Consider the following 25,750-nt stretch of genomic DNA (forward strand, 5'->3'; position numbering starts at 1 on the left):
TCGGCCGCAAATTTCCATAGGGAGAGGGACGGGGCAATAGCATGGGGAACTGGTTGCTGCTGATCGCCTTTGGTCAAGGCGTGTTTCTCGCGCTGGCCTTGATTGCGGTGCGACAACCGCAGCCAAGCCGCTTGCCGGCGCGCCTGCTGGCCGCCCTGGTGCTGGTATTTGCCTTGATCATCGGCCATGCCTGGCTCGCGGGTGCCGGCCGCTTCGATCAGTCACCGCGCCTTGCATCAGCCATTGCGCCTTTGCCGTTATTGATCGGACCCTTGCTATGGCTGCATCTTTGCAGTCTGCTGCGCGCCGAGCGCGCCCGTCGGGCATGGGCCTGGCACTTTCTGCCCTTTGGCTTGGCCCTGGTCGCCTGGTTGCCGCATTACCTGGGTATGGCGCCCGCAGCAGCGGCCGGCGAGCGCGGTGCTTTGCCCTGGTATCTCGCAGGTTTTGGTCTGGCCAAGGCGGTGCTTATCGTTGCCTATCTATTGCCAAGCCATCGCCTGATTGCCGAGGCACGACAGGCGCAGACTGGCTGGGCACTGCTTGGCCCCATGCATGCGCTGGTGCGCGGTTTGCTTGTCGGTTTGCTTGGTGTCGCGGCCCTGTTTGTTGCCGAAGCGGCAGGTTTGCCGGTGCCGGTGTCGTCCGACAACGCGGGTGCTACGGTGTTGACCCTGTTTGTCTACAGCCTTGCCCTGTGTGCCATGCGCTTGCCGATGGCGCCTGCGCCGGCTACCAGTCCGGCAGCCACTACCAAGCCGGCGCCAGATGTAGGCGAGCTGGTGCCGTTTCTGGACAAACTGCGCCAGAGCATGGAGCGGGATGAAATGTTTCGCGACGGCGAACTGAGCCTGGAGCAGCTGGCCAGCCATCTTGCACTGACGCCGCATGAGTTGTCGCGGCTGGTCAATCAGGTTTGCCAGGTCAGCTTTCAGGAATATCTGAATGCCTATCGGGTTGCGGCGCTCAAGCAGGCCATGCTGGCGCCGCAGAACGATGGCGCCACCATACTTGATCTCGCCATGGCGGCTGGCTTCAATAGCAAGAGTTCGCTGAACCGCGTGTTCAAACAACATACCGGCATGACCCCGACACAGTTTCGCCAGCAAGGCATGGTTGATCCGGGCTGATGCGCTGCGGACAAGGTCCCAAATCATGATTTGAGACGCGGCACCTTGCGAAAATCGCTAGTTTTCGCCGCTTCTGTCGCTTTGGAGTGCTCTGTGAATCGCTATCTCGCCCCCCTGTTTCTCGCTGGCAGTTTGCTTGCCCTGGTTGCGCCACCCTGTGCTGCCGCCGACAAGGTGCGCGAGTTGCCAGCTGCTGCCACACCCATGCCAGGGTGTGGCGAGACGGCTGGCAAGGCCGGCCGCCCCTTGCGCGAGCAGGGCTATTGGTCAGTTGGCGGCATCGAGCAATGGCTGACTATCGAAAGCGCTAACTGCAACAATCCGGTTTTGCTGTTTGTGCACGGCGGGCCAGGCAATCCGGTAAGCCCGTTTTCCCATGCCATGTATGGCGCCTGGGCCAAGGACTTTACCCTGGTGCAATGGGATCAGCGTGGCGCCGGCAAGACCTTTGCCCGAAACCCGCACACCGCCGATGCCAGCCTTAGCCTTGAGCAAATGAGCGCCGATGGCATCGAAGTGGCGCAACTGCTGCAGCGCCATCTGGGCCAGCGCAAGATCATCCTCACCGGTAGCTCTTGGGGGAGCGTACTGGGCATCATGATGGCCAAACAAAGGCCGGATCTGTTTCATGCCTATATCGGTGTGTCACAGATGGTCAGCGCCAGCGCCAATGAGTCGGCTGCTTACACGCTGACGCTGGCAGCCGCCACCAAGGCGGGAGACGCCAAGACCGTGGCGGCACTGCAGGAGATCGGCCCGCCACCGCGCAGCAGTCCGCGCGCCTTTGGCATATTGCGGCGGGCGATCAGGGCCTATGAGCGCAAAGTGACCATTGCCGCCCCGGCCAAGTGGTGGAACAAGGAAGCCCAATACGCGACGCCCGCGGCTCTGGCAGCTGACGAGCAGGGCGAGGAGTACTCCTTTATGCAGTTTGTCGGCCTCAAGGGCGACGGCATGCTGTCGCGGATCGATCTGCCCGCACTCGGCACCCGGTTCGAGATTCCGATCTACTTGCTGCAAGGCCAGGAAGATCTGCTCACCCCTGCGGTAGTCACCCAGCCGTATTTCGACAGCCTCGAGGCACCCGCCAAGGCGATGGTGATGGTGCCCAAGGCTGGGCATGACCCGAATCCGGCACTATTGGATGCACAGTGGAAGGTGTTGAAAGAGCGCGTGCTGCCGGGTTTGCGCGGCAATCAGTAGTTTGTCGCACTCTTGGTATCGGGATGGCAGCAATAGAAGGGGACTGTTGTAGCCAGGCCGCATCACTCTGTAATGGTGCGTGACACCGACTGGATGAATTTGTAGCATACGCATCGGTATGGTTTCAATTCACGCGATGCGAGTAGATATGAGTATGTTCAAGTTCAGCTTTGCGGCGTTTGTTGCCGCGCTTTTCATTTATCCGGCTGCCACGGCGGCCGAGGCGGCGGAGGTGGTGAAGACTGGCGCCTGGGACCCGTTTTCGGTTCGCATTCAATCGGAAGATGCGCAACGCTTTGCCAAGCTATATCTGGCGCAAAAAGGTGTCCTCACCAGCGAAGCGCTGCAGCGCGGCTATCTCGACGGTGCCGGGCGCGGCGTGGCGGTGTTTACGCCGCAACGCATTGAAAATGCAGAAAATCTAGCTTTGTCGGTAAAAAAGCGCGGCGGCGACTATGCCTATGCCATTGAGAACTGCCTGCCGATTCTGGATAGCCTGAACGCCGAGATGCGGGCGATCTATCTGGCTTTGCATGGCCTGCTGCCGGAAGCTCGCCTACCTGCTGTTTATGTCGTATTTGGTGCCGGGAATTCTGGGGGCCATGCTGTCGCCGATAGCCAGGTCATTGGCCTGGAAGTGGCGTGCAAAAAAGGCGTGTCGATGGATGAGTTTCGTCGCTATATGCGCATGATGTTTGCGCATGAATCGGTACACAGCCTGCAGACACATAGTGAAGCGGCCTATACCAGCCAGCAGGACAGTATGCTGTCGACGGCCATTGCCGAGGGCACCGCAGACTATATCGCGAGTATCGTGTTGGGTAAGGTGCCGGACCCGGAGCGTGATCAATGGGCACGTGACAATAGCGAAATGCTGTGGAAGGCCTTTGCGGCAGATCGCGAGACGGTGCTGCAGGCCAAGGTGTCGGTTTGGTCTGGTGACTCGCCCGCGCGCCGCGCCTTCTTTCGTTGGTTCGCCAATGCTGGCTCCCCTCCCAAGGGTTGGCATTCCGAGGCTGGCTACTGGATAGGTCGACAAATCGCCGCTGCGTTCGTAGAACGTTCGCCCGACAAGCTGGCTGCTATCAAGCGTTTGCTGGCGATGGATGATATTGCCGGCATTTTGCGCGACAGCGGGATCAAACTGGAGCCAGGCGCCCCAAGCTAGCTGCCCGTAGCGCAATACCGTCGCTTGCTTAGGCGAGCGGCGGTTCAAGCCTGGCTCGGGTAGCCGGTGATGTCGCGGATATCTTCGTACAGCGGTTGCAGGCGCTGGTACATGCGCTGGTAAACCCGGGTGTAGAGCTGCTCATAGGTGTAGGCATGCTCGGGCTGCGGCTCGAAGACCTGGCCAATGCGTGTCATCTCGCGGATGGCGCTGGCGAAGTCGTGGTGCAGACCAAGGCCCACCGAGGCGATGATGGCGCCGCCGAGGCCGCTGGTTTCATACAGATGCGGGCGTTCGCTGGGCAGATTGAACACATTGGCGGTGATCTGCATGGCGGCATCGCTTTGCGAGCCGCCGCCTGATACCCGCACCCGGCTGATGGCGGTGCCGGAGCGTTTTTCGATGCGCTCCTTGCCCTCGCGCAATGCATAGGTCAGTCCTTCGATAATCGCCCGGTACAGATGGGCGCGGGTATGGGCATCGCCAAAGCCGATCACCGCGCCCTTGGCTTCGGGACCCGGCACCTTGATGCCGGGGTTCCAGAACGGTTGCAGCATCAGGCCGAGCGAGCCCGGTGGTACCGCGCCGACCAGCTTGTCGAACAGGCTCTCCGGCGATACACCCAACTGCTCGGCCTCCAGCTGCTCATGCAGGCCGAATTGCTCCTTGAACCAGCTCACCATCCAGAAGCCACGGGTGATCTGGATTTCCGTGTTGTAGTGGCCCGGTATTGCTGCCTGATAAGGCGGAATGAATGGCGTCGCCTCGACATAGCGCGGGGTCGTGGTGTTGATGGTGGCCGCTGTGCCATAGGACAGGCAGGCAATCTCCGGCGTCAGGCAGCCGGCACCGATCACTTCGCAGGCCTTGTCGGCGGCGCCGGCAATGATGGGGGTGCCGACCGGTATGCCGGTTTCCGCCGCTACCTTGGCATCGACCTGGCCGATCACCGTGCCCGGAGCCACCAATTCCGGCAGCATGTCCGGCGTGATCGGCAGGGCATTCCACTTCCAGTCGTGTGTCGCCGCCCAGCGCCCCTGCTTGTAGTCGAACGGAATATAGCCAACCTGGCTGCCGGTGGAGTCGACATATCGGCCGGTGAAGCGGTAATTCAGATAGCCCGACAGCAGCAGGTATTTATGCGTCCTGGCCCAGATGTCGGGCTGATGCTGGGCGATCCAGTTGCATTCTGCCTCGCGCTGGAAATGCTTGAGCACATCGCTCATGCCGATCGCCTTGAAGGCAATATTCCACCACCAGGGCAGCGAGCGCGTTTGTTCGGCGCGGCGCTGGTCCATCCAGATAATGGCTGGCCGCAAGGGCTTGCCGTCACGATCGAGATTGATCACCGTGGCGCGCTGGGTGGTGATCACCACACCGCGTACTGCGCTTTTCGGTACGCTGGTATTGGCCCATAGATGCTGGCAGGCCTGGCACAGCGCCTGCCAGAAGGCCTCCGGGTCGTTTTCCACCCAGCCCGGTTCCGGGCTTTGATAGCTGCTGATACTGACCTGGGCCTTGTCCACCAGATGGCCGCGCGGGTCGAACAGCAGGGCGCGGACGCTTTGTGTGCCATTGTCGATGGTCAGAAGGTAGTCGTTACTCATGGCAGATCGGCTCTACGGGTTGGCAGGCAGGCTGTAGTGGCTGGTGATGATGCTGCGGTAGCGGGCAAGCTCTTGTTGCCACTGTGCATCGCTCCAGCCGAGTTGGGTCTGGCACAGGCTGCGGATGCGCTCGGCATGCGCCAGGCCGCCATCGGGCAGCAGGATGCCGAGGCGAACCCGGCGCAGCAGCAGATCATCGAGATGCACCACCTGTTCATGGCGGGCGGCGTGGCGCAGCTCCAGCCACAGGGTTTCGGTGCCGGGGATAAAGCACAGCTCGCTCGCGTTGGCATCATTAAGCACATCGGCCGCCTGCGCGCCAAAGCGGGCAGCCAGGCGACGCGCGACAGCCGGGGCGAGGCTGGCCGGCAACGACGTGGCCGGGCGAAATACCGGCCCATCACTGAGCCGGTATGGCGGGAATGCGCTGGCAGTGCCGGGCAGCGTTTGCTGCGACCATTGGCGTTGCACCGCGGCGAGGGCATCGAGTGCCATCAGCCGGAAGGTGGTCAGCTTGCCGCCGGTAACGGTGACCATGCCTTGTTCATCCAGCACCACATGGTCGCGCCCCGAGGCCGAAGGGGCCTTGGCACCATCGCTGACCACCGGGCGCACGCCGGCATAGCAGGCGGCGATATCGGCGCGGCCAAGCGACAGGCCCGGGAACTGGTCATTGACCGCTGCCAGCAAGTAATCGACCTCGGCCGGGCTGATGCTGGCTTCGCGGTCGAGATCGCCGACGTGGTCGATATCGGTGGTACCGATCAGGGTGCTGCCTTCCCAAGGGTAAAAGAACACCGGCCGGCCATCCTGCGGGTGCATCAGGCTGATTGCCTGCGCCACCGGCAGGCGCCAGGCCGGAATCACCAAGTGGCTGCCGCGCAAGGGCCGTAGCAAAGGCGGGCGATCCAGTTTGCCGCGTAGCCGGTCGGCCCATACCCCGGTGGCATTGACTACGGCGCGAGCCCGCACCGTATGGCTGCGACCGCTTTCCAGGTCTTCCAGCTGCATGCCGACGACGCGGCCGTTTTCCAGCACCGGTGTGCGCGCTGCCAGATAGTTGAGCGCCAGCGCACCATCCTGACGCGCCTCCTGCAGTACCCGCAACACCAGCCGCGCATCGTCGGTCTTGGCATCGAGATAGCTCATCGCCCCCTTGAGCGCCGGCGGGCGCAGGCCCGGTGCCAGGGCAGCTACATTGCCTGCGTTGACATAGCGATGGCTGGACGTGCCGGCCATCAGGTCGTAGACGCGCAGGCCAAATTCAAACAAATGGCGGCCGGGCTTGCGGCCCTGGCAGTCGGCAAACAGAAAGCTTTGCGATTCGATCAGCTCGGGTGCTTCGCGCATCAACCGCTGCCGCTCGCGTACCGAATGCCAGGTGGTGCGGAGCTGGCCTTCCTTCAGGTAGCGCAGGCCGCCATGCACCAGCTTGGACGAGCGACTGGAGGTGCCAAAGGCAAAGTCGCGCTGCTCGATCAACAACGCTTTCCAGCCCAGCCGGGCCGCCTCGCGCAATACCCCGGCGCCGGAAATGCCGCCACCAATCACCAGCAGGTCCCAGTCATTGGCGGCCAGCCGGGCGAGCAGGGCTGCCCGACTGCTTGATGATGCGCTCATGTTCAGTCCGCCCACCGGGTACCATCGTCCAGCAGCTTGCCGGGATTCATGATGCCCTTGGGGTCGAAGTGGCGGCGCAATTCATGCAGGGTTGCCATGCCGAGCGGGCCTTTTTCGGCGGCCAGATAGGGCGCATGGTCGCGGCCGACGCCGTGCTGGTGGCTGATGGTGCCGCCATGCTCGACAATGGCTTCGGAAACCCGCGCCTTGTAGCGTTTCCAGCGCGCCAGATTCGGCGCAAAGCCGCCCGGTGCGATGCGGTAGACAAAGGTCGAGTAGATGCTGCTGCCCTGTGGATACAGATGCGAGAGATGGGTAAAGCAATGCACCTTCTCACCGTCTTCGGCAAAGGCATCGCGTGCTGCCTGCTCCATCGCATTCATCAGGTTCTTGACCCGAGGCCAGTCCACTGCGGTTTCGATGGTGTCGGCACCATAGCCGTGTTCCCACAGGGTATTGCGCAGATAGGGGCCTTTGAAGCGGTTTTGCTGCCATTTGCTACCCATCAGGGTGCCGATATAGACCGCGTCAAAGCGTGCCAGATGCTGGCGGGCGCTGCGCAAGGCTTGTGCGGCGCTGCGCGGGTCGCCGGTAACGCCCAGCATCAGCAGGCACTTGCCGTCGCCACAGCCGCGCCAGCCGAGATAGCGCTCCAGCCAGGCAATCTGGCTGGCATGGCCGGCCAGCGCCAGATTGGTTTCGGTTTCCACCGCATTTGATAGACGCAGCATCGACAGCGGCAGTTTGCGCTGTACCAGGCTGCGCACCGCCGCCTCGGCCTGATCCCAGCTCGGAAAGAACAGGGCGTGAAAACTCTCGTGTTCCGGCGCTGGCGTCACCCGCATCACTGCTTCAGTCAACACGCCGAAGCGGCCTTCCGAGCCCATGATGATTTCGCGCAGATCAGGCCCGGCGCTGGAAGCCGGAACGGTGCCGATAGTCAGGCTGCCGATCGGCGCTTCAAAGCGGCCGCCGGCAAACAGCTGCTCGATACGGCCATAGCGCAGCGATTGCTGACCGGACGAGCGGGTAACCACCCAGCCGCCTACGGTCGAATACTCGAACGATTGCGGAAAATGCCCCAGGGTATAGCCGTGGGCGCGCAATTGCGCCTCCAGCACCGGGCCGGCGGCACCGGACTGGAAGGTGGCCAGCTGGCTGGTCTTGTCCAGATGCAAGAGTCGGCTCATCCGGCCTAGATTGATCGACAGCACCGGCCGCTCGCCCAAGGGCGTGTCGAGATGGCCGGCCACGCTGGTGCCGCCGGCGAACGGAATCACCACCCAATCATGGGTTTGCGCCAGGTCGAGCAGCTCGCGCACCTGCTCGCTGCTCTCGGGAAACGCCACCCCGTCGGGCGCAGCCGGGATTTCGCCGTAGCGTTTGCGCAACCAGTCGGCATAGCTCTCGCCCAGGGCAACGGCGAAACGCGCGCGGGCCTCGCGTACAATCAACGGGTGGTCCGGCAGGCGCGATGGCGCGATCTTTGCCAAGGCCTGCTCCAGCGAGGCGTCCTGCTGCGGCAGGCCTTCGCCGAGGCGTTCGCGCAGCATCGAACTTGCCTTGTCATTCAGTGCCATGGTGGTGGCATCGTCGCCCCAGCCGTTCCAACGTCGCATTGCCTTCTCCGCCCAGAAAAATGGATGGTTAAATCTAGCCTGTTTGCCTTGCCCTGCCATTCCCCTATGCCGCCAATTCGTTGTGAAATCGCGCCAAACGCTCGCGTCGTCGCGCCCTATGCCCAATCATTGTGGGATGTCGCCATGGCCGAAGGGGCAGCGCTGACCAGCCTGCAAGCGGCCATCGGCCGTGGTCAGATCGGCGAGAGCGATATCACGGTGGCTCAGTATCTGGCCATGCTGGCGGTCGGGGTGGCGGGCAGTGATGCCGGTTTTGGCTGGCGCCTGGGTTTGCAGCACAAGCCCACCAGCTATGGGGTGAATGGCATCCTGCTGCTGTCCTGCCCCAGTCTTGGCGCTGCGCTGGAGCAGGTATTGCGCTTTGAAGCCCTGGTGCACGATCTGGGGCGCTCCAGCCTGAGCCGCGATGGCGAGCATGCCATCTACACCTGGCGCAACGACTGCGCGACCAGCCCGGTGGCCGGTGCGCTGGCCGAATCGGTATTCGCCGGCATCCTCGCTTGCGCGCAGTGGCTGGCCGGCCGGCCCATGGCGGGCTTTGCGCTGGAGTTCTGCCATGACCATGGCGAGGCGGCGCGAGCACGTATTGCCGCACAGAGCGGCGCAGCAGTGCGCTATGGCGCCCGTGCCAACCGGGTGCTGTTCCCCTTGGCCCTGCTTGACTATGCGGTGCCGCAGGCGAATAACGGCTTGCTGCCGCTATTGCAGCAACATGCCGAGCAGCTGTTGCAGCAAAGGCAGAGTGCGCAGGAGCCTGCCATTGTGCGCGAGGTGCGCCAGGCCATCCTGGCCCGGCTCGGTGGCGAGGCGGTGCGGGTGCAGACGGTGGCGGCGGCGCTGTGCCTGTCGGCCCGCACCCTGCAGCGGCGGCTGGCGGAGGCGGGCCAGAGTTTCCAGGCAGTGCTCGACACCACCCGCCATGATCTGGCACGCCACTACCTGAGCCAGTCCACCATGCCGCTGGCGGAAATTGCCTACCTGCTCGGCTATGGCGATCCGGCCGCCTTCCACCATGCGTTCAAGAGCTGGCAAGGCCAGGGACCGGGACAGTATCGCGACCAGATCGGCCGGCAAGCCACACTTTAATTGCCGCCAAGCGGCCTCATCTGACGGGCTTAGCCACAGGATGAATCAAGCATGAAAGCAAAGCGCAAGCCCGCCAAGCCAATCCGGCCCGATACCGGCGACTACCATATCACCCAACCGGTCGACGACCGGGCGGCCAAGGCGCGGCAACAGCTGGCGCAAGGCCTAGCGGTGGGTGGGCAGACCATCAGCCATGAAAACGGGGTGTTGACCCTCCATAAACACCGAAAGGGGGGCGGTTTTGCGTAGCGGGAGCCAGCAAGCCGTGTCGATCGGCTTGCGACGGCTGGGCTCAGTTAGCTTGGCGGCTTAGCGCAGCCTGCTGAAGAACTGCATCAGCACCGACTCCGGGTCGATCATGTCGAGGAAAGCCAGAGCATGGGCATCTTCCAGCCATTTGCTGCAGATTTCTTCGGCGCGCGCCTGGGAATCGGCAAGGGCCAGGTCGATATAGACCCCGTCGGCACCTTTCAAGATGGCATGTGCCAGCAGTCCGGGCTGGTTGTTGAGAAATGCTTCTTCCATTTGCCTGGCAGCAGCCAGCATCTGTGCTTCGCTGACCTGCGGCTTGAGTCGGAACGTGCCTAGCTCCATGCCGCCGAAGGCAAGCAGTGGCGAGGATGGGGCGCACGGGAGGTGATTAGTCATGGATAGCTCCGTAGTAGGGGCCTCCATGCTGGGCCAGCACTGCTGACAGCGTCCTGTCAGCAGGTGAACGGAACTAGGCATGCACGATGTCGACACCTGCCGATTTGAGCGCGCCGAGGTCGCTGCCGTCGCCATCGACGATGATGCTGCTGGCCATGCCGATATCGCCGATCTTGTAACGCGAGGCGACGTGCAGCTTTTCGGCCGAGGCAAGTACGACCGTTTCGGCTGCCTGCGCCGCCAGGGCGCGCTTGATATAGGCCTCTTCCAGATCGCCGGTGCTGAGCCCGGCACTGGCGTGCACGCCGGTCACTCCCATAAAGAAGGTATCGGCACGGATATGGCTGATGGCATCCGTCGCCGCAGCGCCGACCGTAACCATCGAGTGCTTGAACAGGCGTCCGCCGATCAGGATCACTTCCACTTCAAGATGGTGCTGCAGTGCGACGGCGATATGCGGGCTGTGCGTGACAACGGTGGCTGCCAGGGTGTTCGGCAGATAGTGCGCCATCAGCATGGCAGTCGTGCCGCCGTCGATCATGACCACCTGACCATCGCTGACCATGGCTGCTGCTGCGGCAGCTACCGCGTGCTTGCCGGCGATGGCAATGTCCTGGCGCTTTGCCAGGCTGGCATCGGCCAGGGAGACGGGCAGGGCGCCGCCGTGCACTCTTTGCAGCAATCCTTCGGCCGCCAGTTCGCGCAAATCGCGCCGTATGGTGTCTTCCGACACGCCAAAGCGTGCACTGAGCGCCTTGGCGACGACTTGGCCGTCTTGTTGCAGGCTGGCGAGGATCTGCGCTTTTCTCTGTTCGGTCAGCATGGATTCACGAAATTGCTTGATATTGCACGAGACTGCACGATAGCATGAATTGGCTTGCCATTCATTGCCAATATTGTCAGCTTTCAGGGGAAAACATGCGAAAAGCCGCAGAAGTACAGATTGCCAAGATGGAAGTGCTGTCGGACAACTGGTATCTATTGCGCAAGGCCACCATCGATATCCAGCGCAGCGATGGCAGCTGGCAGCGCGTATGCCGCGAGGTGTACGACCGAGGCAATGGCGCCACCATCTTGCTGTACAACCTGGCGCGCCGCACTGTGGTGCTGATCCGCCAGTTCCGGCTGCCGGCCTATCTCAATGAGCACGACGGCATGCTGATCGAGACCCCGGCCGGCTTGCTGGACAACGCTACCCCGGAGGCACGTATCCGTGCTGAAGTCGAGGAAGAAACCGGCTATCACCTCGGCACCGTGCATAAGGTGTTCGAGGCCTTCATGAGCCCTGGCTCGGTCACCGAAAAGCTGCACTTCTTTATGGCCGAATACACGGAAAGCGAGCGGCGAGGGGCTGGTGGCGGGCTGGTCGAGGAAGGCGAGGATATCGAAACGCTGGAATTGGCCATTGAGGAGGCGTTGGCCATGATAGCCCGTGGCGAAATCATGGATGGCAAGACCATCATGCTGCTGCAATATGCCGCCTTGCACTTGTTTCCCGACTGCTTGCGATCGCAGCGGCAACCGGCGGCTTAGCCAGATAGCTGGCGCATGCGCGCGATGCGTGCGGCGTCCTGCCTTTGCAGCCACGGGTCCTGGCTCAGTACCCGATAGGCCTTGGCGAAATAGAGCGCCGCTTCCTCGTCGCGCCCCTGCGCCAGCAGGCATTCGGCAATTTCCTCATACACATAGCCGTCCTCTTCCCTGAGCCGCTTCCAGTCCTGCTCCAGGGTCAGCTGGATATCGAGGGCGGCGTCCACTTGCTTGCTCAGGCGCAATACCCGCCCGACGCCCCAGCGCGCCACCAGCACCGATTTCTGATCGCCGCGTTTCTCCTGCCAGGCTTGCGCCTTGCGCAGGTAGTCCAGCGCCCGCGTGGTGTCCTTCAGCTCGACATAGAGCCAGCCAATATTGTTGTAAAACATCGGTTGCCAGGCGATGGCCTGTGCCGAATTGCCGCGTTCGGCCAGGGCCAGCGCTTTCAGATACCAGTCCAGCGCGATCTTGCCGCTGCTGCTCAGGGCCAGCATGCGCATGGCGTCGATACTGGCCATGTCGAGCTGGTGCTTTTGTGCCAGCAGCAAGGCGCTGTGATACCAGCGCCATGCCCGCTTGCCATCGCCTTGCTGTTGCGCCAGACGGCCGCGCTCCAGCGAATAGCTGACGCTGGATGCCGGGGGAAGGATGGCAAGGCGCGCCTGGACTTGATCCAGTGTCCGGCTGGCCAGATCGAACTGGCCCTGCATGCCCTGTGCCCGTGCCAGCTGGCTCAGCAGCTCGGCTTCGGCAATGCCATCGATATCGGGGCGGCGCAGTGCATCGCGAAAACGTTGCTCCGATAGCTCAGGCCGCTCGAAATCCCACAAGGCCTGCACATCCAGTGCATTTGCATTGAGGGTCAGCGCGCCTAGCAGCAGGCTGGCCAGGGCAGGCCAGATGCGGCGCAGTTGGGTAGGGCAAAAAGACGACATCAGTGGTGACACAGGTTCACTTGGGATATTCAGGTAGTAGCCGGTAGCTGGCGTCAGGCCATTGCAAACGTGCGCTACGCCCGGATAAAGCCGGTTTCCACCAGTTCATCGAGCAGATAGCTGAAATCCTCGGCGCCTTCGGAGTCGGGCGCAAAGGTGAATACATCCTGGTTGCTGCCTATGCCTTCCAGCACGCTCTGGCTCTCGCATACCCGGGTACGGCAGAAATCGCGACCATAGCGGCGCTTGAGCTCTTGCGCCACTTTTTCGGAAGTCGGGTGGCCGCGTTGATAGCGGTTGATGAATACTTTTTTCGGACGATGCAGGCCGCGGCTGGTCAGGCCCTTCAGGGTCTGGTCGAGTTGCTGGGCGCCGTTCATGGCCAGGTATTCGGCGGTGACCGGCACCAGCACACAGGTAGCGGCCATCAGGGCCGACAAGGACAACACCCCCAGCATCGGGCAGCAGTCGATCAGCACGGTGGCGCCCTCGGCCAGCATCTCGTCGCTCATCGCTTTTTTCAGGCGGCGCAGGTCGTGGCGGTTTTGCGTCAGCATCATGTCCACCCGCGACAATTCCATATGCGAGGGAATCAGGTTGACGCCATTGTCGAGCCGGTGCACCAGTTCGGACAGGGCAGTGCCGGACTGGAAAAAACTGTAGACGGTGCGATCTGCGCGTGGATTCAGGCCGGACAGCGCCGTCAGATGTGCCTGCGGGTCCAGATCGATCACCAGGGGTTCCAGGCCGTTCTTGGCCATGGCAGCGGCCAGATTGGCGGTGGTGGTGGTCTTGCCCACGCCACCTTTCTGATTGAAAACGGCAACGACGGTCATGTGCGGCTTTCGGGTGAATAGACTGGCAGTGTAGCCGGGCAGATGCGCTTGCAAAACCACAAGCGCATCACTTGGCGCACGCCAAGTGCCGCTGCGCTGTCCGCCACCGGGATGGACAGCGCAGTGGGCAATCGCTACAACACTTCGGCGGCGTGATCGGCCAGACGCGAGCGCTCGCCACGTTGCAAGGTGATATGGCCGGAGTGTGCCCAGCCCTTGAAACGATCAACCACATAGGTGAGGCCCGAGCTGCCCTCGGTCAGGTAGGGCGTATCGATCTGCGCGATATTGCCCAGGCATACCACCTTGGTACCGGGGCCGGCACGGGTGATCAGGGTCTTCATCTGCTTCGGGGTGAGGTTTTGCGCCTCGTCGATAATGAGGAATTTGTTCAGGAAGGTGCGGCCGCGCATGAAGTTCAGCGATTTGATCTTGATGCGCGAGCGGATCAGGTCGCGGGTGGCAGCGCGGCCCCACTCGCCCGATTCACCATCGGTCTGGTTCAGCACATCGAGGTTGTCCTCCAGCGCGCCCATCCATGGCGCCATCTTTTCCTCTTCGGTGCCGGGCAGAAAGCCGATGTCCTCGCCTACCGGCACGGTGACACGGGTCATGATGATTTCGGTATAGCGCTTTTCCTCCAGGGTCAGCATCAGCGCCGATGCCAGGGTCAGCAAGGTCTTGCCGGTGCCGGCCTGGCCGAGCAGGGTAATGAAGTCGATGTCCGGGTTCATCAATAGATTGATGGCAAAGTTCTGCTCGCGATTGCGGGCGGTAATGCCCCAGATGGCGTTCTTGGGGTGGCTGTAATCCTTGATCGACTCCAGCACCGCCGTCTTGCCCTCGACCGATTTCACCATGGCGAGGAAAGGCTTGGCGCCTTCTTGCCAGATCATCTGGTTTTGCAGCAGTGCGCTGCAATCGGGGCCCTTGAGCTGGTAGAGGGCGCGCCCGCCTTCCTGCCAGCTCTTCATGTCCTTGCCGTTCTTGTCCCAGAACGTCTGGTCGATTTCGCGCACGCCGGTGTAGAGCAGGTCGGTGTCTTCCAGCACCTGGTCGTTAAAGTAGTCCTCGGCCGACAGGCCCAGCGCACGCGCCTTGATGCGCATATTGATGTCTTTGGACACCAGCACCACATCGCGCTTGGGGTGCTGCTGGGCCAGCTGCATCACCACGGTAAGAATCTGGTTATCGGCCTTGCCGACCGGCAGATCGGCCGGCAATTCGATGCGGGTGGCCTGGGTCTGCAAGAACAGATTGCCGGTCGCCATGCCCTTGGAGGGCTCTTTCAGCGATACGCCCTTGATGATCTCGCCTTCCTTGCCACTGACGATATCGTCAAGGAAGCGGCTGGCCTGGCGGGCATTTCGCGCCACTTCGCTCATGCCTTTCTTGTGCCCGTCGAGTTCTTCCAATGTCACCATCGGCAGGCAGACGTCGTGCTCTTCAAAGCGGAACAGGCTGGTGGGGTCGTGCATCAGCACATTGGTATCCAGCACAAACAGCTTGGTTGCGATTTTCTTGGTAGCGGGGGCTTTGCGGGCTGCGGCGGCCATGGGCTTCCTTCGGGCTGTTGAGGGCGGATTACACAGCAAAACGCCCGTCGTTCGGACAGGCGTTCAGGGCTTACATCGCTTGCACAAAGGCCAGCACCGCTTCGACATGGCCGGGAACCTTCACCCCGCGCCACTCCTGCACGATCTGGCCCGTCTTGTCGATCACAAAGGTGGAGCGCTCGATACCGCGCACCTGCTTGCCATACATATTCTTCATCTTCATTACCCCGAATGCTTCGCACAGCACTTCTTCGGGGTCGGACACCAGCTCGAACGGCATCTCCAGCTTGGCCTTGAAGTTTTCATGTGATTTAAGGCTGTCGCGGCTGACACCGAATACCTTGACGCCGGCTGCTGCAAAGGCCGCATGGTGATCGCGGAAGTCACCACTTTCGGTGGTGCAGCCGGGTGTGCTGTCCTTGGGGTAGAAGTACAGCACATACGGGGTGCCGATCAGTGCGGCGGTGTCGAAGGTCTGGTTGCCGGTCATCGGCAGGGAAAGCGTGGCTACTGCGCTCATGGTGTCTCCGGTTTGAGTCGATTCTGGTGAAATTCGCTGGGGGCCACAAGCGCCTACGCTGCATTTGTCCGGTGACAAATACGTGACAGTAGCGAAGTGCTTGTTTTGATTGTGCTTGCGGCAAGGCGGGGTGTTGTGAAAACGGCGCGAGTTGCTTGAATGCATCGCATTGTACGGTTTCCGGCCGCCAAGCACCGGCGAAGGCCAATCGGCCGGCACCAAATGTGTTCGATGTCTTTTGGGGTGGCTTCGATTTGCTGAAACCGCCTTTCAGGAAAATCGCTTGACCGCCACCGGACCCGCTTGATTGCTTACCATTGCAGCCAAAGCGGTGTGCGAGCACGCCGGCATGGTTCGAGCACTGACTTACGTGGATATGCTAAATGCATGAATTAAAGGTGAATTCGCGCTAGAATCGGCGGCTATGCCTGTGGCATCCGTTGCAGTTTGCGTTCGCTGTAGCGGATGGCCGCAGTGGTAAACCTGGCGATGCAGTGCGTGAGCAATGGCTGCTAGCCGCTGATGGAATCGAATGATGAAGCGCTGGTTATTGATGGCTTTCCTGTTGCTTGCAGCCAAGGTGCATGCAGCCAATGTGCTGTATTTGAGCAGTGATGCGGGTGACTATATCGGTGGTGGCAAGCAGCTGACGCTTGCCGAGCCGGCTTACACGTTTCAGGCTTTCAGCAATTACCTTTCGGTAAACGGCAGTGATGCGTGGAGCGTCGCCTTTTCCGGACCTGCTGGAGCGAAACTGAGCAAGGGCAGCTACCCGCTTGCGCGGCGCGCCGCTTTTGCCGGCCCGAAAAATCCCGGGCTCGACGTTGCGGGCGCCGGGCGTAGCTGTGTCAACCTGACCGGCTCTTTTGTCGTGCTCGAAGTCGAATACGATTCCAGCGGTGATTTCAGCAAGCTGGCAGCCGACTTCATCCAGCATTGCGAAGGTGACAAGGCGGCTCTGCGTGGCGCGATCCGTTTCAACAGCAGTGTCGCTTATGACGCGCCGGTGTTTTACAGCATCGCGCTGGCGTCGCCGGTCAATGTGATCGAGGGTGGCCAGGTGGCATTGACTGCCGATGAGTCATTCGGCCTTGGCGGGATGCTGTCGGCGGCAAGCTGGAAGCAGATTTCCGGTACTCCGGTTGTCATGCTCGACAATGGAAGCGGCCAGGCAAGCTTTGTCGCGCCGCCGGTAGGCAAAGGTGGTGAGGACCTGCAATTCAGCCTTAGCGTGGAATGGTCGGCCGGCACCACATCGATGCAGAACCCTGACCAGACGGTCCGTATTCATGTGGCCAGCAAGGCGGACCCGCAAACCTATGTCAGCCTGAGCAGTGATGCAGGCGACTTGATCGGGCAAGGCAAAACCCAGACCTTGCTGCCGGAAAATTTTGACTTCAAGGTAAGCAAGAATGTCGGCAATGGCGTCAGTCTGACGCTCAATGGCGAGACCAGCTGGGCGCTTGATTTTGTCAATGGCAGCAAAACAGCCCTGACCGTTGGCAACTACACCAATGCAAGCCGCTATCCCTTCAATGACAACGCCAATGGGCTGGATGTCTCGGGCGATGGCCGCAATTGCAAAACGCTCACGGGTAGTTTCAAGGTGCTGGACATTGCGTATAGCGGCGACACGCTGAGCCGCCTGGCGCTGGACTTCGAACAATACTGCGATGGCAATACCAGTGCCGCCCTGCGTGGCAAGGTCCGCATCAACTACGCATCCGGCAGTACCATCGTCGCCAATGCCGGCCCGACTCAGACCGTGCAAGCCGGCAAGCCGGTGAAACTGGATGGCCAGGCTTCGCGCAGTGCCAGCGGTGCGGCATTGGCAGCTTATTTGTGGACGCAACTGTCGGGTACGCCGGTAAACCTGCAAAACCCGGCGGCTGCGATTGCCAGCTTTACCGCACCCAATATTGCGGTGGCTGAGACGCTGGTGTTCCGGCTAGAGGTGAAGGATCAGGATGGCACGACGGCCAGTGCCAATGTTTCGGTCAATGTCATGCCGGCAGGCCCATTTTCGGCAATCAGCAGCCGGCAGGGCGACAACCTCACCCTGGCAGCCGTGGTACAGCCACCAGCCAGCCAGGTGGGCAGCAATGGCAATGTCTATGTGGTTGCTGTGGTCAACGACCAGTGGTGGGGCTATGACGGCAAGGGCTGGGCGCCTTTTGCCGGCACCAATCAGCCGCCAGCATATGCCGGCGTGCTTGGCAGCAGCGTGCAGGTACCATTGCTGGACAACGCCGATGTACGCGGCCTGAGCGGTGTGCGGGTGATGGTGGGCTATGGCGTTTCGGTCTACGAAATGATGCTGGCCCAGCGCTTTGCGCAGGTTTACACCATAGACTGAGCAAGCCCCCAGCCGTTATAAAGCAACATATTTGGCAACAGCCCCGCCATGGCGGGGCTGTTTTCTATTCACTTGGCCGAGGGTATCTGGGTGGCAAGCATGGAACACATTGCGCAAAGAGACTGGTCTGGCTTGCTTCATGGCAGCATTCCCCTGACTGCGGCAATGGGCGTCGGCGCGCAGGTGGAAGGTGATGGCCGGGTGCGTTTGAAAGTACCGCTTCACCTTAACCACAACGACAAAGGCACCGGCTTTGGCGGCAGTGTGGCGACGCTTGCCACGCTCGCCGGCTGGGTGGAGGTGCGTCGTCAGCTAGATATTGCCGACGTGGGCGAGGCGGTGGAAATTGTGGTGCAGCGCGGTCAGCTGCATTACTTGCTGCCTATCAATGCGGACTTTTCCGCGCTGGTGGATTTGCCAGATCCTGCTACGCTCGCGCGCTTTGTCCGCTTGTTTGCCCGTGCAGGTCTTGCCCGCCTGCCTTTGACCGCTGCGGTCTGCTGCCAGGGGGAAGTCTGCGCCCGCTTTGATGGGGAATTTGTCGCACGTCGAACTCAGCTGTGAAGCATCGCTGCTCAGGCATTCACAGCTGGCGCGCAGCGGTCGGCCCGCAGCCGGGCATATGGGTGTGTTCTGGCCATCCACCGCGCCTGCCGCCAGCGATCTGCCGTGTTGAATCAGGGCCCGGTGTGGCCAGTGTGCTTGATCGTCAAAGCTGGCCCGGCCTGATCCGTATCAAGCCCGCTGCGCCTCTTTTCGCTTACCCTTGCAACTATGTCTTTTGAATCCTGTTTCCATTGCGGTCTGCCGGTAGCCGAGGCAGACCGCGCGCCGCGCTTTCCGGTGAGCTATCGCGGGCAGACCGAGGCCGCCTGTTGTGCCGGGTGCAAGGCGGTGGCCGATACCATTATCGCGGCCGGGCTCGATGGCTATTACGTTAGCCGCGAAAGCCGGCCCACCCGTGCCGAGCCCATGCCCGATGCCTTGCTTGAACAATTGGCGGTTTACGACGCGCCCGAAGTGCAGGCCAGCTTTGTGAAGGTGGAGCCGGGGCAGGAACGCGAAGCGGCCCTGCTACTGGAGGGCATCAGCTGCGCGGCCTGCATCTGGTTGAACGAGCGGCATCTGCTGAGCCTGCCCGGCGTGCTGGAGGCCAGCATCAACTACACCACTCATCGCGCGCGCGTGCGCTGGGACAATACCCGTATCAGCCTGTCGACGATCCTGGCGGCGGTGGCGGCCATCGGCTACCGCGCCCATCCTTACGATCCTGGCCGGCAAGATGCGCTGCAGCAGCGCGAGCGCAAGGCGGCGATCAACCGCTTGTGGATTGCCGGTCTGTCGATGATGCAGGTGATGATGTATGTGGTGCCGGTGTATCTGGCTGGTGACGCGATCAGTGCCGATATGCTGCGCCTGATGCGCTGGGCCAGCCTGGTGCTGACTTTGCCGGTGCTGGTGTATTCCTGCCAGCCGTTTCATGTAGGCGCCTGGCGCGATCTGCGGCGGGGCAGGGTAGGCATGGATACGCCGGTAGTGATCGGTGTATGGGCGGCGTTTATCGCCAGTGTGCATGCCACCATCACCGGGCAGGGCGAGGTGTATTTCGACTCGGTATCGATGTTCGTGTTCTTGTTGCTGGGCGGGCGTTTTCTCGAAGGCATGGCGCGGCGCCGCGCCGGCGAGGCGGCCGAATCGCTGATCAAACTGGTGCCGGCCTTTGCCCATCGTATCGACGGCTGGCCGCAATCGCGCGAAGCGGTGGCGACGCCGGTGGCGCGGCTGGCGCTGGGCGATGTGCTGCTGGTCAAGCCGGGCGAGAGCTTTCCGGCCGATGGTACGGTGCTCGAAGGCGAGGGCCATGCCGATGAGGCACTGCTCACCGGTGAGGCGCGACCGATTGCCAAGCGGGTGGACGATGCGGTGATAGGCGGCTCGGTCAACCTCGATGCGCCGCTCTTGATCAAGGTGGCGCGCCTCGGTCAGGAAACCCGCCTGGCGGCCATCGTGCGCCTGCTCGACCGCGCGCTGGCCGAAAAGCCGCAGCTGGCGCAGCTGGCCGACCGGGTGGCGGGCTGGTTTGTCGCCATCCTGCTGCTGGTGGCGGCCGCTGGCTGGTTGTTCTGGCACCAGCATGATCCGGCCCATGCCTTGCCCATTACTATCGCGGTACTGGTGATCTCCTGCCCCTGCGCCTTGTCGCTGGCCACCCCGGCCGCCCTGACCGCCGCCACCGGCAATCTGGCACGGGCCGGTTTGCTGCTGACCCGTGGCCATGCGCTGGAAACCCTGGCCAGTGCCAGCGATGTGGTGTTCGACAAGACCGGCACCCTCACCGAAGGTCGGCTGCAGCTGCTGGAAATCTTGCCTTTGCTCGGTGATGCGGCAAGCGCGCACCGGATGGCAGCAGCGCTGGAGGGCGCCAGTGAGCACCCGCTGGCCCTAGCCCTGCGTGCTGACGCCGGCACGCCGTTGCCGTTGGCCAGTGCGTTTCGCAACCAGCCCGGCGGTGGCGTGTCGGCCGAAGTGGATGGACAGCGTTACTGGCTGGGCAAGGCTGACTTCGTGGCTAGCCAGTGCCGCGCCGAGCGACCAGTACAGCAGGCAAGCTGGCGCGCGGCGGATACGGTGGTGTGGCTGGTCAGTGAGCAAGCCTGGCTGGCCGGTTTCGCGCTGGGCGATAGCATCAAGCCAGAGGCAGCCAGCCTGGTGAAAACCATGCACGAGGCGGGTCTCACCGTGCATGTGCTCAGCGGTGATGCGCAGGGGCCGGTGGCGGCAGTGGCCGATGCGCTCGGCATCAGTCATGCCCGCGCCGGCGCCTTGCCCGAAGACAAGCTGGCCTATGTCCAGGCGCTGCAGGCAGGCGGGGCGACGGTGATGATGGTGGGCGATGGTGTGAACGATGCGCCGGTGCTGGCCGCCGCAGCGGTATCGGTGGCGGTGGGTGGTGGCGCCGAGTCGGCACAGGCAGCCGGTGATCTGGTCTTGGTCGGCCCGCTTGATACGCTGGCCACCGGCCTGCAGCTGGCACGCAAGACCCGCGCGGTGATCCGGCAGAATCTTTGGTGGGCGCTCGCCTACAATGCGTTTGCCCTGCCGCTGGCCCTGGCCGGCTGGGTAACGCCATGGCTGGCCAGCCTGGGTATGGCGGCCAGCTCGCTGCTGGTGGTGCTCAATGCGCTGCGACTGGCGGCGCCACGCAAAAACACGGGACAATAGCGAGATGGAAAGCCTTTATTTATTGATTCCGCTCTCGGTGTTGATCGCCTTTGCCGGCGGCGCCTTGTTCTGGTGGTCGACTCGCTCTGGTCAGTTCGATGATCTGGAAGGGCCGGCGCACCGGATCTTGCAGGATGACGACTCGGTGGCTGGTGAGTAAGACCGCCATCGGCCGGTTGGCGATGGCGGCTACAGCCAGCTGGGGCCGGGGCTGGAACGAGCTTAACAGTCCACTACCTTGGTGCCGGCAATATGGTCATGCCCGCAGCGGGCTTCCTTGCCGAAAATAAACAGGATGTTCACCAGATTGATCAGCGGGCCGATCAGGGGAATCTGGCCAGGCAGCATAAACGCAGCATAGCGTTTGATCAGGTGCTGCTGGAACGTCACTGGCTCGCCATTGATGCCGACAATCTTGATTCCCAGTACTTTTTTGCCGACGGTCTGGCCGTTTTTGACCAGAAAGTTGTAATTGATGGCAAAGAACACGATCAGGCCAAGCAGTGCCAGGGCTAACGACGTGAGCAGGCCGGGCTGTTGGCCGGTAGTGATGCCGTTGAACGCGCCAATGAAAAAGCCAACCGGTACGGTAATCACCGCAATGGTGATGGTGTCGATCAAGGACGCCCACAGCCGCTTCCAGCGTGAGGCTGTGTTGCTGCTGCCGGCTTCGTTGACGAGCTTTGCTTCGGGTGCCGCATAGATGTTGTTGTCACTCATGGTGTTCTCCCTGGAACTGCAGTTGAATGAATCAGCATGGCTTGCGGCCGGCAGATCGGCCAGCCAGAACCGGCGGGGATAGTAGCGCCTGCATCATGGCTTACCCAATGTACTTTTGCCATTGTCATAGCCGCAAGCCCTTGTGCATCAGCCTGCTTGATGAATCGCGCCCAGCACCCGCTTGCCGCGCGCGCCGGTCACTTCCGGCAGGTTGCCCGGTTCGCCCAGCAGGCATTGCCGCGCCAGCCAGGCGAAGGCAACGGCTTCTACCCAGTCCGGGTGCAGGCCGAGCACCTCGGTGCTCAGTACCGGGCGCGGCGCCAGCGCCAGCGCCAGTTGCCGCATCAGGCTGCCGTTGCGGGCACCGCCGCCGCAGATATAGATTTCGCTGGCCTCGGTTTCGTGGCGCACTTCGCTGACGATGCTGTGCACGGTAAACGCCAGCAGGGTGGCTTGCACATCGGCTGGAGGCAGGGTAGGCCACTTGTGCAGGATGCGGTCCAGCCAGGCCATATCGAATAGATCGCGACCGGTGCTCTTGGGCGGGGCAAGGTTGAAATAGGGCTCTTCGAGCAGGGCCGCCAGCAAGTCGGCATTGACCTGGCCGCTGGCGGCCCAAGCACCGTCGAAGTCGTAGCGCTCGCCGCGGCAGCGCTTGATCCAGCCATCCATCAGCACATTGCCCGGCCCGGTATCCCAGCCACGCACCGGGCCATGCGGCGGCAGATCGGTGAGATTGGCAATACCGCCGATATTGACGATGGCGCGGTGAGTAGCGCCGCCAAATACACCTTGATGAAACGCCGGCACCAAGGGCGCACCCTGGCCTCCGGCCGCCACATCGCGCGAGCGAAAATCGCTGACCACGCTAATGCCGGTCAGCTCGGCCAATAGCGCGGCATTGCCGATCTGCAGGGTGTAGCCCAGCTCGGGCCGGTGGCGCACGGTCTGGCCATGCATGCCGATTGCCGCGATCTGCGAAGGCGCGAGGCCTGCCAGCTGCAATACCGCCGCTACCGCCTGCGCGTAATGCTGCGCCAGCTGATTGCCGGCCAGCGCGGCAGTAGCCAACTCGTCGCTGCCTGACGATTGCAGGGCGAGCAAGCGGCTGAGCAGTTCGTCGGAAAATGGCAGCAGGGCAGTGGCGAGCAGCTTTGGCTTGGCGCCGCTGAAGTCCAGCAGTGCTGCATCGATGCCGTCGAGGCTGGTGCCGGACATCAGGCCGATATAGTAGGGGGAGTGCGAGGCAGAAGGGAGCATGGGCGCATGCCTGGATACAATGGCAGCAAGCCTAGTGCCTGGGCAGGATCGCTGCAAGTCATGCACTGGCCGATTGCCGGTCGGGTTTTGTGAATGCCATGCCGGCGAGCGCGGCAAAACCTCAACACAGGCTGCGGGGCTGGCAACGATTTACGCTAAAATCGCCAGCTTTGACGGCCGGCATGCCTTAGCTGCTGCCGGCTCAACCTTGTTGCCAGGAACTTCCATGTACCAGTCGCCCCTACTCCAAGACCTGCACGCCCGTGGCTTGATCGCACAAGTGACCGATGCTGCCGCGCTCGATACATTGCTGAGCCAGGAGTCGGTGACCCTGTATTGCGGTTTCGATCCGACCGCCGACAGCCTGCATATCGGCTCGTTGGTGCCCTTGCTCACGCTCAAGCGTTTCCAGAATGCCGGCCACAAGCCGATTGCCCTGGTGGGCGGCGCCACCGGCATGATCGGTGACCCGAGCTTCAAGGCAGCCGAGCGCAAGCTCAATACCGTGGATGTGATCGAAGGCTGGGTGGCAAAGATCCGCACCCAGGTGGAGCCTTACCTCAGCTTTGACGGCGCCAGCGCCGCGATCATGGCCAATAACCATGACTGGTTCGGCGGCATGGGTGCACTGGAATTCTTGCGCGATATCGGCAAGCACTTTTCGGTGAACGCCATGATCAAGAAAGAAGCGGTGCAGCAGCGTATTGCCCGCGAGGACCAGGGCATTTCCTATACCGAGTTTTCTTACGCGCTACTGCAGGGCTATGACTTCACCGAACTGAACCGCCGCCATGCTTGCCGCCTGCAGATCGGTGGCTCCGACCAGTGGGGCAATATCACCGCCGGGACTGACCTGACCCGTCGCCTGAACCAGCAACAGGTTTTCGGCCTCACCCTGCCGCTGGTCACCAAGGCCGATGGCAGCAAATTCGGCAAGACCGAAACCGGCACCATCTGGCTCGATGCGAAAAAAACCTCGCCCTACGCCTTCTACCAGTTCTGGCTGAATACGGCCGATGCCGATGTCTACAAATTCCTCAACTACTTCAGCTTCTTGAGCCCGGCCGACATCGCCGCCATCGAAGCGAGCGACAAGGAAAGCGGCAAAAAGCCCGAAGCGCAGCGCATCCTGGCTGAGCAGGTGACGGCCATCGTGCATGGCGCCGGGGCAGTGGAGGCGGCGCAACGTATTTCACACAGCCTGTTCAGCGACAGCATCGACAGCCTGACCGAATCGGACTTCGAGCAACTGGCGCAAGATGGCATGCCCGGCGTGGTGCTCGATGTGGCGGCAAGCAGCCTGATTGATGCGCTGGTGGCGGCCAATCTGGCTAAATCCAAGTCCGAGGCGCGCACCTTTATCCAGAGCGGCGCGGTCAGCATCAATGGCGTCAAGGTCGAATCCATCGAACACCAGTTCGATGAGTCCGAACGCCGCTTTGGCCGCTTTACCCTGCTCAAGCGCGGCAAGAAAAACTATGGCCTGATCAGCTGGCAGGCCTAGGCTTTGATCGGCTCGCGCTTGAAAAGCTATTCAACATCAAGTCTGTAGACGCAGAGATCACCGAGCGCACTGAGACCACAGAGAAAGACTGTGTCGGTGCGCAACTTCACGCATTTGGATTTGCGCCTGCCTGGCAAAACCGGCGGTATTTCATTGTTTTGCATTTCTCACAAGGACTCAGCATGACTCGCTCTCCCATTGCGCTCGCCCTGGGTATCACCCTGCTGGCGCACGGCGCCGTCGCAGCCAGCCTGCCGGCCACCCCGGTCAAGCCGGTGACCGAAACCCTGTTCGGCACCCAGATCGTTGACCCGTATCGCTGGCTGGAAGATATGCAGAGCAGCGAGTTCAAAACCTGGCTGAAGGCTCAGGCCGATTTCGCAGGTGAAACCCTGGCCTCCATTCCGGGCCGTGCCGCTCTGGCTGCGCGTCTTACCGAGCTTAGCAATGCCAGCACTTCGGTGGCCGGCATGAGCATGGCGGGGCAGCGCGCCTTTTATCTGAAGACCGAACCGGGCCGCAATGGCCGTCGTCTGTATGTGCGTGAGGCCGATGGTAGCGAGCAGCTGCTGCTGGACCCCGATACCCTGGCCAGCACTGGCGCCCACTATGCCATCGACTGGTATGCGCCAGCGCCGAATGGCCAGCTGATTGCGGTAGGGGTGTCGCAAGGCGGCTCGGAAGACAGCGAATTGCGCATTTATGACCTGAAGGCGCGCAAGTGGCTGAGCGAGCGCATTGATCGCACCGGTCTGAACGAGCGCGGTATCGGCTGGCAGGCCGATGGCAAGCGTTTCTTCTACAACCGCCTGCCGGCGCCCGATGCCAAGGGCCAGCGCGAGCGTTACAACAAGAGCGCGGTGTGGATGCATACGGTAGGCGAGCCGGCAGACAAGGATCAGCCGCTGTTCGGCTATGGTCTGGACCCGGCCCGGCCGTTTGCCGACCCGGATATTCCATCGGTGCAGCTGTCGGCGCGCTCCCACTATGTGCTGGCCACCGTCGAGCATGGCGATGCCAAGGAGCATTCTTTCTACATTGCGCCGCTGGCCAAGTTGAATGGCGTTGCCACGCCGTGGCAGCAGGTGGTGACACCGGCCGATGGTGTGCACCACGCCTGGATGCATGGCGACACGCTCTATCTGTTGTCGTTCAAGGATGCACCGCGCGGCAAGTTGCTGGCGCTGGACTTGCACAAGCCGGATA

Annotated in this window: 23 protein-coding genes; 12 read left to right on the top strand and 11 right to left on the bottom strand. The window is 62.0% G+C overall.

Annotated elements, in window-relative coordinates:
* Positions 1 to 41 precede the first annotated feature (41 nt).
* From ACE3OH_RS00110 to ACE3OH_RS00120, 3 genes are all read left to right on the top strand, one after another.
* The gene (locus ACE3OH_RS00110; protein WP_374346932.1) at positions 42 to 1,130 is read left to right on the top strand and encodes a helix-turn-helix domain-containing protein; all 1,089 of its coding nucleotides are present in this window, start codon (positions 42 to 44) and stop codon (positions 1,128 to 1,130) included.
* 93 nt (positions 1,131 to 1,223) lie between these two features.
* On the top strand, positions 1,224 to 2,333 hold the full coding sequence (locus ACE3OH_RS00115; protein WP_374346934.1) for an alpha/beta hydrolase: 1,110 nt from the start codon (positions 1,224 to 1,226) through the stop codon (positions 2,331 to 2,333).
* 148 nt (positions 2,334 to 2,481) lie between these two features.
* The gene (locus ACE3OH_RS00120; RefSeq protein ID WP_374346936.1) at positions 2,482 to 3,501 is read left to right on the top strand and encodes a hypothetical protein; all 1,020 of its coding nucleotides are present in this window, start codon (positions 2,482 to 2,484) and stop codon (positions 3,499 to 3,501) included.
* Between the two features lie 44 nt (positions 3,502 to 3,545).
* On the opposite strand, the gene ACE3OH_RS00125 is transcribed toward ACE3OH_RS00120, so the two are convergent.
* Genes ACE3OH_RS00125 through ACE3OH_RS00135 form a run of 3 tightly spaced genes read right to left on the bottom strand, consistent with a single transcriptional unit; the run spans position 3,546 to position 8,347 of the window.
* Positions 3,546 to 5,108 (bottom strand): FGGY-family carbohydrate kinase, encoded by a 1,563-nt coding sequence (locus ACE3OH_RS00125; protein ID WP_374346938.1) that lies wholly within the window; start codon positions 5,106 to 5,108, stop codon positions 3,546 to 3,548.
* 12 nt (positions 5,109 to 5,120) lie between these two features.
* A complete protein-coding gene (locus tag ACE3OH_RS00130) occupies positions 5,121 to 6,728 on the bottom strand; it encodes a glycerol-3-phosphate dehydrogenase/oxidase (RefSeq protein WP_374346940.1) in 1,608 nt (535 codons plus the stop codon).
* Positions 6,729 to 6,730: 2 nt separating this feature from the next.
* A complete protein-coding gene (locus tag ACE3OH_RS00135; RefSeq protein WP_374346942.1) occupies positions 6,731 to 8,347 on the bottom strand; it encodes an FAD-binding oxidoreductase in 1,617 nt (538 codons plus the stop codon).
* Between the two features lie 24 nt (positions 8,348 to 8,371).
* On the opposite strand from ACE3OH_RS00135, the gene ACE3OH_RS00140 reads away from it, so the two are divergent.
* Positions 8,372 to 9,454 carry an AraC family transcriptional regulator ligand-binding domain-containing protein gene (locus tag ACE3OH_RS00140; protein ID WP_374346947.1) on the top strand — a complete coding sequence of 361 codons (1,083 nt, stop codon included), beginning with the start codon at positions 8,372 to 8,374 and terminating at the stop codon, positions 9,452 to 9,454.
* Positions 9,455 to 9,505: 51 nt separating this feature from the next.
* A complete protein-coding gene (locus ACE3OH_RS00145; protein ID WP_374346949.1) occupies positions 9,506 to 9,703 on the top strand; it encodes a hypothetical protein in 198 nt (65 codons plus the stop codon).
* 60 nt (positions 9,704 to 9,763) lie between these two features.
* Here the strand turns inward: ACE3OH_RS00145 and ACE3OH_RS00150 are convergent, their stop codons facing one another.
* On the bottom strand, positions 9,764 to 10,102 hold the full coding sequence (locus ACE3OH_RS00150) for a hypothetical protein (protein WP_374346951.1): 339 nt from the start codon (positions 10,100 to 10,102) through the stop codon (positions 9,764 to 9,766).
* 73 nt (positions 10,103 to 10,175) lie between these two features.
* Positions 10,176 to 10,925, bottom strand: a complete 750-nt coding sequence (locus tag ACE3OH_RS00155) for a DeoR/GlpR family DNA-binding transcription regulator (RefSeq protein WP_374346953.1) — start codon at positions 10,923 to 10,925, stop codon at positions 10,176 to 10,178.
* A 95-nt stretch (positions 10,926 to 11,020) separates the two neighbouring features.
* On the opposite strand from ACE3OH_RS00155, the gene ACE3OH_RS00160 reads away from it, so the two are divergent.
* On the top strand, positions 11,021 to 11,635 hold the full coding sequence (locus tag ACE3OH_RS00160) for an NUDIX domain-containing protein (RefSeq protein WP_374346955.1): 615 nt from the start codon (positions 11,021 to 11,023) through the stop codon (positions 11,633 to 11,635).
* Here ACE3OH_RS00160 and ACE3OH_RS00165 read toward each other — a convergent pair.
* From ACE3OH_RS00165 to ACE3OH_RS00180, 4 genes are all read right to left on the bottom strand, one after another.
* On the bottom strand, positions 11,632 to 12,570 hold the full coding sequence (locus ACE3OH_RS00165) for a tetratricopeptide repeat protein (RefSeq protein ID WP_374346957.1): 939 nt from the start codon (positions 12,568 to 12,570) through the stop codon (positions 11,632 to 11,634). The two genes, ACE3OH_RS00160 and ACE3OH_RS00165, sit on opposite strands and share 4 nt — an antisense overlap.
* Positions 12,571 to 12,644: 74 nt before the next feature.
* The gene (locus tag ACE3OH_RS00170; RefSeq protein ID WP_374346959.1) at positions 12,645 to 13,406 is read right to left on the bottom strand and encodes a ParA family protein; all 762 of its coding nucleotides are present in this window, start codon (positions 13,404 to 13,406) and stop codon (positions 12,645 to 12,647) included.
* A 134-nt stretch (positions 13,407 to 13,540) separates the two neighbouring features.
* A complete protein-coding gene (locus ACE3OH_RS00175; RefSeq protein ID WP_374346961.1) occupies positions 13,541 to 14,962 on the bottom strand; it encodes a PhoH family protein in 1,422 nt (473 codons plus the stop codon).
* Between the two features lie 70 nt (positions 14,963 to 15,032).
* Positions 15,033 to 15,482, bottom strand: coding sequence for a peroxiredoxin (locus tag ACE3OH_RS00180; protein WP_374346964.1), 450 nt, complete (start codon positions 15,480 to 15,482; stop codon positions 15,033 to 15,035).
* 535 nt (positions 15,483 to 16,017) lie between these two features.
* Between ACE3OH_RS00180 and ACE3OH_RS00185 the strand changes: the two genes are divergently transcribed.
* The 4 genes from ACE3OH_RS00185 (at position 16,018) to ccoS (ending at position 21,220) form a co-directional block, all read left to right on the top strand.
* Entirely contained in the window at positions 16,018 to 17,838 is a 1,821-nt protein-coding gene (locus ACE3OH_RS00185; RefSeq protein ID WP_374346966.1) for a hypothetical protein, read from the top strand.
* A 99-nt stretch (positions 17,839 to 17,937) separates the two neighbouring features.
* Positions 17,938 to 18,402: a YiiD C-terminal domain-containing protein gene (locus tag ACE3OH_RS00190; RefSeq protein ID WP_374346968.1), complete on the top strand. Its 465-nt coding sequence runs from the start codon at positions 17,938 to 17,940 to the stop codon at positions 18,400 to 18,402.
* A 210-nt stretch (positions 18,403 to 18,612) separates the two neighbouring features.
* A complete protein-coding gene (locus ACE3OH_RS00195; RefSeq protein ID WP_374346970.1) occupies positions 18,613 to 21,060 on the top strand; it encodes a heavy metal translocating P-type ATPase in 2,448 nt (815 codons plus the stop codon).
* Between the two features lie 4 nt (positions 21,061 to 21,064).
* Positions 21,065 to 21,220, top strand: a complete 156-nt coding sequence (gene ccoS, locus ACE3OH_RS00200; RefSeq protein ID WP_374346972.1) for a cbb3-type cytochrome oxidase assembly protein CcoS — start codon at positions 21,065 to 21,067, stop codon at positions 21,218 to 21,220.
* A 62-nt stretch (positions 21,221 to 21,282) separates the two neighbouring features.
* Here ccoS and ACE3OH_RS00205 read toward each other — a convergent pair whose 3' ends face one another.
* Positions 21,283 to 21,780: an RDD family protein gene (locus tag ACE3OH_RS00205; RefSeq protein ID WP_374346974.1), complete on the bottom strand. Its 498-nt coding sequence runs from the start codon at positions 21,778 to 21,780 to the stop codon at positions 21,283 to 21,285.
* A gap of 147 nt (positions 21,781 to 21,927) precedes the next feature.
* Positions 21,928 to 23,040, bottom strand: coding sequence for an anhydro-N-acetylmuramic acid kinase (locus tag ACE3OH_RS00210; RefSeq protein WP_374346976.1), 1,113 nt, complete (start codon positions 23,038 to 23,040; stop codon positions 21,928 to 21,930).
* 226 nt (positions 23,041 to 23,266) lie between these two features.
* On the opposite strand from ACE3OH_RS00210, the gene tyrS reads away from it, so the two are divergent.
* Positions 23,267 to 24,544, top strand: a complete 1,278-nt coding sequence (tyrS, locus tag ACE3OH_RS00215) for a tyrosine--tRNA ligase (RefSeq protein WP_374346978.1) — start codon at positions 23,267 to 23,269, stop codon at positions 24,542 to 24,544.
* 182 nt (positions 24,545 to 24,726) lie between these two features.
* On the top strand, positions 24,727 to 25,750 hold a 1,024-nt coding region (locus ACE3OH_RS00220), incomplete at its 3' end, for a hypothetical protein (protein WP_374346980.1).

Origin of the sequence: Chitinimonas sp., from assembly GCF_041904975.1 — a bacterium.
In the GTDB taxonomy this organism is placed as follows: Bacteria; Pseudomonadota; Gammaproteobacteria; order Burkholderiales; family Chitinimonadaceae; genus Chitinimonas.

Bases quoted from the DNA above. Each gene is read 5' to 3' on its own strand.
- ACE3OH_RS00110 (WP_374346932.1), top strand. From the start codon at position 42: ATGGGGAACTGGTTGCTGCTGATCGCCTTTGGTCAAGGCGTGTTTCTC.
- ACE3OH_RS00120 (WP_374346936.1), top strand. From the start codon at position 2,482: ATGAGTATGTTCAAGTTCAGCTTTGCGGCGTTTGTTGCCGCGCTTTTC.
- ACE3OH_RS00125 (WP_374346938.1), bottom strand. From the start codon at position 5,108: ATGAGTAACGACTACCTTCTGACCATCGACAATGGCACACAAAGCGTC.
- ACE3OH_RS00130 (WP_374346940.1), bottom strand. From the start codon at position 6,728: ATGAGCGCATCATCAAGCAGTCGGGCAGCCCTGCTCGCCCGGCTGGCC.
- ACE3OH_RS00135 (WP_374346942.1), bottom strand. From the start codon at position 8,347: ATGCGACGTTGGAACGGCTGGGGCGACGATGCCACCACCATGGCACTG.
- ACE3OH_RS00140 (WP_374346947.1), top strand. From the start codon at position 8,372: ATGGTTAAATCTAGCCTGTTTGCCTTGCCCTGCCATTCCCCTATGCCG.
- ACE3OH_RS00145 (WP_374346949.1), top strand. From the start codon at position 9,506: ATGAAAGCAAAGCGCAAGCCCGCCAAGCCAATCCGGCCCGATACCGGC.
- ACE3OH_RS00150 (WP_374346951.1), bottom strand. From the start codon at position 10,102: ATGACTAATCACCTCCCGTGCGCCCCATCCTCGCCACTGCTTGCCTTC.
- ACE3OH_RS00155 (WP_374346953.1), bottom strand. From the start codon at position 10,925: ATGCTGACCGAACAGAGAAAAGCGCAGATCCTCGCCAGCCTGCAACAA.
- ACE3OH_RS00160 (WP_374346955.1), top strand. From the start codon at position 11,021: ATGCGAAAAGCCGCAGAAGTACAGATTGCCAAGATGGAAGTGCTGTCG.
- ACE3OH_RS00165 (WP_374346957.1), bottom strand. From the start codon at position 12,570: ATGTCGTCTTTTTGCCCTACCCAACTGCGCCGCATCTGGCCTGCCCTG.
- ACE3OH_RS00170 (WP_374346959.1), bottom strand. From the start codon at position 13,406: ATGACCGTCGTTGCCGTTTTCAATCAGAAAGGTGGCGTGGGCAAGACC.
- ACE3OH_RS00175 (WP_374346961.1), bottom strand. From the start codon at position 14,962: ATGGCCGCCGCAGCCCGCAAAGCCCCCGCTACCAAGAAAATCGCAACC.
- ACE3OH_RS00180 (WP_374346964.1), bottom strand. From the start codon at position 15,482: ATGAGCGCAGTAGCCACGCTTTCCCTGCCGATGACCGGCAACCAGACC.
- ACE3OH_RS00185 (WP_374346966.1), top strand. From the start codon at position 16,018: ATGAAGCGCTGGTTATTGATGGCTTTCCTGTTGCTTGCAGCCAAGGTG.
- ACE3OH_RS00190 (WP_374346968.1), top strand. From the start codon at position 17,938: ATGGAACACATTGCGCAAAGAGACTGGTCTGGCTTGCTTCATGGCAGC.
- ACE3OH_RS00195 (WP_374346970.1), top strand. From the start codon at position 18,613: ATGTCTTTTGAATCCTGTTTCCATTGCGGTCTGCCGGTAGCCGAGGCA.
- ccoS (WP_374346972.1), top strand. From the start codon at position 21,065: ATGGAAAGCCTTTATTTATTGATTCCGCTCTCGGTGTTGATCGCCTTT.
- ACE3OH_RS00205 (WP_374346974.1), bottom strand. From the start codon at position 21,780: ATGAGTGACAACAACATCTATGCGGCACCCGAAGCAAAGCTCGTCAAC.
- ACE3OH_RS00210 (WP_374346976.1), bottom strand. From the start codon at position 23,040: ATGCTCCCTTCTGCCTCGCACTCCCCCTACTATATCGGCCTGATGTCC.
- tyrS (WP_374346978.1), top strand. From the start codon at position 23,267: ATGTACCAGTCGCCCCTACTCCAAGACCTGCACGCCCGTGGCTTGATC.